We start from the raw sequence: 6619 nt of genomic DNA on the forward strand, positions 1-6619 counted from the left end.
TAGGCTGGTCAGGTGGTTAGAAGTACAAGCCCCTGGCTTTAGACATGGGGTTGGTTTCTACGGAGTCCCTGACTGCCCTTCGAGCGCATCCCTGGCGATCGACTTATGTTTCTCCGGAGCGATTTAACTGGCACCCTGATTTGGATACCAAGGCTAGTCCCTAGCATCTGCTTTTTCACCTTCACTTTACACCATTTCTCCGGAAACGAACAAGCTTGCGAAACTAAATGGCGGGCGAGGAAAGCATTGTGACAGCTCAACCGCCCTATTTCATAGATGAACCCGCCCCGGAAACCTTGCAACAAGGTTAACACAGATTGAGGCAGGTTCCCTGGTCTTTTTTCTCAGTGCTTTCGTCACCCGATTCGAGACCTATGAGACGGAAATGCGATCGCCAATTTATGCCAACCGCTGCAAAGACAGGCGGGCGGCTTCTGCCACTTGGGAATGACTATCTTTGGCTAGGTATTTTAACGCAGAAATGCTCTTTTCTGTGGGCAGATGACCCAACGCTTCCGCGAGGCGCTGTCGAACTAGCCAATCTTCTGATTGGGCAAAGCTCAAAATCCGATCGACTGCTTCCACTGCGCCGATTTCTCCTAATGCCGCGATCGCCGCTTGCTGTAGCACCACTTCTTTGCTATCCAAGGCTTTTATCAGCACCTCTTGGGCGCGCGGATTTTTTAAATTGCCCAGGGAAACTGCCGCACTAAAGCGCACTAACCAATCTGTATCTTCATAAAATGCCCGCACCAGGGGTTCAAAGGCTCTGCCATCTTCTAAATAGCCTAACGCCCCCGCCGCACCGGCGCGAATGCTGTAGTCTGGTTCGCTTTCGAGTACCTGCACCAAAATCGGAAACGATTGCGCTGTGGGTTTGACTCCCAAGGCGAAAATCGCCATCGATCGCACCTGTAGGTTCTCGTCATCGAGCACTTTTTCAATTAACGGGAATGCCTCGTCCGGCGACACATTCCGCAAAGATGCTAGGGCCACTAGGCGATCGCCGGAATTGTGACTTTCTAACCTTACCGCAATTTCGTCTAAACTAAGCTGGCTCATGGTTTCAGAAACTTTATAAAACTTTACATTTTGCCTGTCTTCATTATAGGCATATGCCTAAAATTCGGGTAGGACGGTTAATGCGGTTCGGCTGCCTTCCCGGGGCATCACCCCCCAGGGCAATTAAGAATTAACAATCGAGAAGTTGCAGCTTGCTCGATTGGCAATTGTCAATTCTTAATCCCCCCAATCCCGGCCAACAATCGCACTTAGTGTCTCACTAAGGGTCGCAAGAGGTTAACTTTGGCGTTGGAAGCGACCTAAGTGTTCTTCTCCTCGGCGCGACGGGATCGAGTCAAACGCCAATTCCAGAGAAACCAGTTCGAAATGGGGAGCAAAATACTGTTTGATTTCCTCGGGGGTGATGCCAAACGGCGGACCCCCGGGACGATTGTGGGTAAAAAACAACCCTATCACTTCCCCACCCGGACGCAACAGCGATCGCGTCACCTCCACATAAGCCTCCCGCTTGCGGGGTGGAATCGCACAAAAGCAAGTATGCTCGATAACGCAATCAAAATTCCCGGCAAATTCCGGCACCAGCTCAAAGATATCGCGCTGTAAAAATTCAGCCGCGATCGCCATTTTTTCCGCATTACGCCTCGCCGCCTGAATCGCCGAGGGAGCAAAATCAAATCCCACCACTTCAAACCCGTGGGTAGCAAACAGCAGGGCATCGTGACCCCGACCGCATCCCAACACTGCAGCGCGACCCGGAGGCGGTGCATCGGCAGAATTCAGCAATCGGGCAAACGGCGGTGCTTCCTGCCCCAGATCCCAGCGCGTGGTGCCGTCTTGGTAGCGTTGTTCCCAAAAATGGGGAATTTCGATGTCTCGATCCATAAAATTTGTGAGTGGAATCAGTCTAGTTGAGATTTAATTTTCCACCTTAGCATAGTTAGGGTGAAATGGCTAGGCAAATCTCGAACCGTGGAAATTATACAATCTAGCCGTGCGCCCCGGCATGCGGGGGGCCGATTTTCATGCCAGTGAAAGCCCAAGGCGGGTTTTTCCGCAGGGCAATCCTTAGCAAAAAAAGTAAGATTTGTCAAGTTCAATTTGAACCCTTGGCCGAGGTCTGCAAAATTGTAGATTGCCAATTTAGGATAAAAAATAAACAATTTTGAGTCGATCGCGCAAAGGCGGAGCATTCTTGTACTATGAGGGTGAAGAGTTCACAGGGAGTCCCCAAGATGAGTGCAGCAGGCACGGCAGAGAAAATCAAATTTGGCACAGATGGATGGCGCGGGATTATTGCCCAAGACTTCACCTTTGCCAACGTGCGGAAAGTAACCCGGGCGATCGCCGCCTACTTAGAGAAGGCATATGCCAAAGACAAACCGGTATTAATTGCCTACGATCCCCGATTTCTCGCCGAAGAATTTGCGCGCACAGCGGCAGAGATTTTAGCAGATTTAGGCTGGAGCGTCAAGATGAGCGATCGCGACTGTCCCACGCCAACCATTGCCTACAACGCGCGCGAGCTAGACACAGCGGGGGCCTTAATGTTCACCGCCTCCCACAACCCCGCCCCATACTGCGGCATCAAGTATATTCCCGACTACGCAGGGCCGGCCACGCCAGAAATCACCGATACGATTGTCGCCAACATTGACAGTGCCTCAGACGCACCCTCAGAAGGCAAAAACGCCGATAAAATCAGCACCTTTGACCCCAAACCCGCTTATGTAGACTATTTGTACCAGTTACTCGACGTAGAGACCATCCGCAAAGCGAAACTAAACGTCAAATACGACGCCTTATACTCCACCTCACGGGGGTACTTAGATGGGATCTTGCAACATTGCGGTTGCCAAGTCGAAAGCTTCCATACGTGGCGCGACGTATTATTTGGCGGAGGAATGCCCGAACCCAAAGGAGAGATGCTCGTCGGGTTAGTAGAATCGGTGAAAAAAGATAACGCCGATTTAGGACTGGCCACCGACGGAGATAGCGATCGCTTCGGCATCGTGGACGAAAAAGGCAACGTGTTGACGCCGAACACCATATTATTATTGCTAGCGCGGCACCTGTACAAAAACAAAGGACAAAAAGGGGCGATCGTTCGCACCGTTGCCACCACCCATTTACTCGACAGCCTAGCCGAGAAATACGGATTAGAGATTTACGAAACCGCCGTTGGGTTTAAATACGTCGGCGAAAAAATGCGAGAAACCGACGTATTGATTGGCGGAGAAGAATCCGGCGGATTGAGCGTATTGGGACATATTCCCGAGAAAGACGGGATATTAGCCGATATGCTAGTGGCCGAAGCGATCGCCTACGAAGGCAAACCCCTGAGTCAGCTAGTAGAAGAAGCGATCGCCGATGCTGGCGGGCCATTGTACAACCGACGACTCGACCTGCACCTCACCGAAGCACACAAACAAGCAGTTCTCGACGCCTACGACAAAAACCCTCCCGATCGCGTAGCCGGCATTGCCGTAGCACAAGTCGGACGCAAAGACGGGATCAAACTGTATCTAGAAGATGGAGGTTGGGTCTTGCTGCGTCCCTCCGGGACCGAACCCTTAATCAGAGTGTACATGGAGACCAGCACCTCGGAAAAACTGGATAAAATCGCCGCAGAGATGGAAGGAAAAATCAACCAACTCGCGTAAAGTCCAGGCGAATTTGTCCGGGATCTAGCAGTTTCAGGGAGTGTGAGGTCCCCAGGGTCGAACGTTATTATCGCCCTGTTTTACAGCTCACCATTCTAAGAACCGCTATCTCGTCCATTGACCATTGCGGGGGTTTACCAGAGAAGCGATCGCCCAATGGACAATGGACTACTTGTCAATTACCGCAAAGTGCCAACATGACAGCAGCGAAAATAATTCCCACCCTAGTAGCAACAATTGCCGCAATGTGGATAATGGCGATCGCGATTTTGTCCGTGCAAAATGCCACCCTAGTCTCCTTAAAATTTCTCGGATTGCAGTCCATTCAGCTACCCGTGGGACTCATCCTGGCCGGCAGCGTCGGAGTGGGTGCCATTGGAGGAGCGATCGCAATCGTTGTGCTGCCAAAGCGAAGCAATCGAGCCTAACCCGAACCCCCGTGACGTTTTGCCTTTTTTCTAGTGTACTCTATAATAACCAGTCGAGTTCGAGGGCAAAATCCTTCGTCCTCGAGAGACAAAAATCAACCCGCCCGATTTTTGTTAACCATTTCATTTTTAACCAAACCCTGAAATTCGCGCCCGCCAACGCCTTTAACCCCTAAACCCTCAGAATCAATCCGGACAAGCCATGCAAAAATCATCCTTAGCGCGGCTATTTTGGTCACTGGTATTGGTTCCCACTGTTTCCAGTCCGCAGTGGGGACTGCTCTTGATTGCCAGCGCGATCGCCTCAGCGCAGAAAGCAGCGGCGACCCCAGACAGACAAACCCATTTAACCGCAGCAGCACAATTGCGAAGATGGGAATTCGATCCCTACACCAACAAGTTGCAACTGAGCTTACCCGAAGGAATCACCCCAGAGTATTTTATTTTGCAGCAACCGCCTCGGATCGCGATCGATATTCCCACTCGCCATCGCGGGTTTGACCCCAGGGAAGAAAACTATCCCGGAATCGTGCGTCAAATTCGCGTCGGACATCTAGAAGGCGGCGTCACCCGGGTGGTAATGGAATTCGCCCCAGGCACCCGTTTAGAACCCACACAAGTGAAGCTAGAACCCATCGGGCAAGGGAACTGGTGGGTATTGCAACCTGCCGTGAACCTCGCCGAAACCCTCCCGAATGTAGAGAATGCGCCGAATACCGCCGCCCGGGGGGATACCTTGCCCGCCTTACCCATCTCTGCGGCCAACGAAAGCGTCCCCATCGACGTACCGCCACCGCCACCGCCACCGACATTAGAGATTGGCGAATCCCCGGGAGAAGAGCTATCCGGGGTCACAGTTAGCGTACCGCCGCCGCCAGGAGAAGAAGAGGCGGTGAGCGTGAACGTACCGCCACCCGAGCAAAACCTGGAATTAGAACTATCGGAATTTGAACTGCCCACCGAGGGAGTCAGGGGAGGCGATCGCAGCCCCTCCGTGAGCGTACCCCCCCTGGAAACCCAAGAGGCGCAGGCGGATGCGCCCCTGCCCGTACCAGAAGAGCCAGTGTCCGGGGAGACCCCCGCACCGGCGATCGCCACGGAAACCGAGAGACCCCCAGAGCAGGCGATCGCTGCCGGGGTTGTCACCGCCCCCGTCATCGAATTTGGGCAACCCCTGCCGCGATCGGGTGGCAATCTAACTGCCGCTGCCACAGTTGCCCCGCCAGAGTTGCCCCCCACCGAGGAAGCAACACAGACCCCGGACACAGCGCCGGAAACCGAAGAAACGGCGGCGAATATTGCCGGCGATGTGATGCTTTCTGCCGGTAGCGTAATGGTGTTGAGCTATCCGGGTTCTGCGCCATTAACCTTAGAAGAAAAATCCTCGCGACAAGAAGTATTGCTAGTGTATTCCGACCTGTACGATCGCAGTGGGAAATTAATCGCCCCGGTGGGAACGCCGGCGATCGGCAGATTTGTCAGCGATGGCGACGGCATTCGCTACCGAACCGAAGCCTTGATTTTAGACGGACGGGCCGTACCCTTCGTCGCCGAATCCGACCTTATTCAAGGCACGCGCAACATCAACGAAGGCAGAACCCTCAGCTATTCTGCCGTGGGAGCGGTTGCCGGCGCGGTACTCGGCGGATTAGCTGGGGGTCCGTTATTAGGAGGAGCTGCCGCAGGTGCAGCCACCTCCTTTCTCAGTTCGGGAAAATCCGCCACCATCCAACCCGGGCATGTATTTCCCGTGCGTTTGCGGGAGCATTGGCCCTAGAGAGACTTGGGGGGGGGTGGGTTTTGCGGGTCAAGGCGGCGAACCCCCCTTTCCCCGGTTCTGGGGGATGGCCACGGGCAAGGGGAAGGGGAAGGAGTCTGGGGATGTGCCGGATTAGAATCGTTCCGTTTCTGGCGGGAGTCCACCGCCGTTTTGGAAGAACAGGTTGCCGGCAGAGTCATTTTGATAGATGCAGTTAATCCGGGGCGAGCTTTCGAGGGCACCGGTGAATCCAAAGGTGTTCATGCGGTTTTTGCAGTCGCGCACTTGGTCTTTCGAGAGCAGATTGCGTTGTTCGAGAATATTCCAGGTATTGGTTCGCAGGACACATCCGGGCTGCATTTTCGGCTGTGCCACATAGACATTGAAGGGGTTGAGGGTGACGAAGATGCGCGTATCCATGACCATTGCGCTGGCACCATATTGAATGCACAGTTCCGCGTTGGGGGCACTGCGGTCAATGACTTCGCGAGAGGCCACATTTTCTGGGCTGAAATTTGCAGTGGAGCTAAAAGCAATACCAATCCCGATTCCCAACACGAAGACCCCCGCTAAAACGGCGAGAGAGGTGTAGTTAAAGGGAGAGGAGGATTTGGATTTTCGATACATGGTAATTTAGGGTGGTTAGAGATTGGGTAGGGAGTGTTTTTTAGGATGTTAAACTAAGCAATTCCGTCACCAGAACTACTCGTCTTCAGAACCGGACTTGAGATTTTCACCTCATCCGGCTC

General features: G+C 53.3%; 6 protein-coding genes. 3 read left to right on the plus strand and 3 right to left on the minus strand.

The window, feature by feature from the left end; all coding sequences use genetic code 11:
• Positions 1 to 399: 399 nt before the first annotated feature.
• Positions 400 to 1062, minus strand: coding sequence for a HEAT repeat domain-containing protein (locus tag LKK83_RS18890; protein ID WP_324632829.1), 663 nt, complete (start codon positions 1060 to 1062; stop codon positions 400 to 402).
• Positions 1063 to 1299: 237 nt separating this feature from the next.
• Positions 1300 to 1905 (minus strand): methyltransferase domain-containing protein, encoded by a 606-nt coding sequence (locus LKK83_RS18895; RefSeq protein ID WP_324632830.1) that lies wholly within the window; start codon positions 1903 to 1905, stop codon positions 1300 to 1302.
• Between the two features lie 350 nt (positions 1906 to 2255).
• Between LKK83_RS18895 and LKK83_RS18900 the strand changes: the two genes are divergently transcribed.
• From LKK83_RS18900 to LKK83_RS18910, 3 genes are all read left to right on the plus strand, one after another.
• Positions 2256 to 3683, plus strand: a complete 1428-nt coding sequence (locus LKK83_RS18900) for a phosphoglucomutase/phosphomannomutase family protein (protein WP_324632831.1) — start codon at positions 2256 to 2258, stop codon at positions 3681 to 3683.
• A 197-nt stretch (positions 3684 to 3880) separates the two neighbouring features.
• The gene (locus LKK83_RS18905; RefSeq protein ID WP_324632832.1) at positions 3881 to 4111 is read left to right on the plus strand and encodes a lipopolysaccharide assembly protein LapA domain-containing protein; all 231 of its coding nucleotides are present in this window, start codon (positions 3881 to 3883) and stop codon (positions 4109 to 4111) included.
• Between the two features lie 202 nt (positions 4112 to 4313).
• Positions 4314 to 5888 carry an AMIN domain-containing protein gene (locus LKK83_RS18910; protein ID WP_324632833.1) on the plus strand — a complete coding sequence of 525 codons (1575 nt, stop codon included), beginning with the start codon at positions 4314 to 4316 and terminating at the stop codon, positions 5886 to 5888.
• 114 nt (positions 5889 to 6002) lie between these two features.
• Here the strand turns inward: LKK83_RS18910 and LKK83_RS18915 are convergent, their stop codons facing one another.
• Positions 6003 to 6497: a DUF3172 domain-containing protein gene (locus LKK83_RS18915; RefSeq protein WP_324632834.1), complete on the minus strand. Its 495-nt coding sequence runs from the start codon at positions 6495 to 6497 to the stop codon at positions 6003 to 6005.
• Between the last annotated feature and the right edge of the window lie 122 nt (positions 6498 to 6619).

Source organism: Phormidium sp. CCY1219, assembly GCF_035615515.1.
In the GTDB taxonomy this organism is placed as follows: domain Bacteria; phylum Cyanobacteriota; class Cyanobacteriia; order Cyanobacteriales; family Laspinemataceae; genus CCY1219.

What these genes read in the sequence shown, in the direction of transcription:
- LKK83_RS18915 (WP_324632834.1), bottom strand. Translation starts at nt 6,497, where the DNA reads ATGTATCGAAAATCCAAATCCTCCTCTCCCTTTAACTACACCTCTCTC.
- LKK83_RS18895 (WP_324632830.1), bottom strand. Translation starts at nt 1,905, where the DNA reads ATGGATCGAGACATCGAAATTCCCCATTTTTGGGAACAACGCTACCAA.
- LKK83_RS18905 (WP_324632832.1), top strand. Translation starts at nt 3,881, where the DNA reads ATGACAGCAGCGAAAATAATTCCCACCCTAGTAGCAACAATTGCCGCA.
- LKK83_RS18900 (WP_324632831.1), top strand. Translation starts at nt 2,256, where the DNA reads ATGAGTGCAGCAGGCACGGCAGAGAAAATCAAATTTGGCACAGATGGA.
- LKK83_RS18890 (WP_324632829.1), bottom strand. Translation starts at nt 1,062, where the DNA reads ATGAGCCAGCTTAGTTTAGACGAAATTGCGGTAAGGTTAGAAAGTCAC.
- LKK83_RS18910 (WP_324632833.1), top strand. Translation starts at nt 4,314, where the DNA reads ATGCAAAAATCATCCTTAGCGCGGCTATTTTGGTCACTGGTATTGGTT.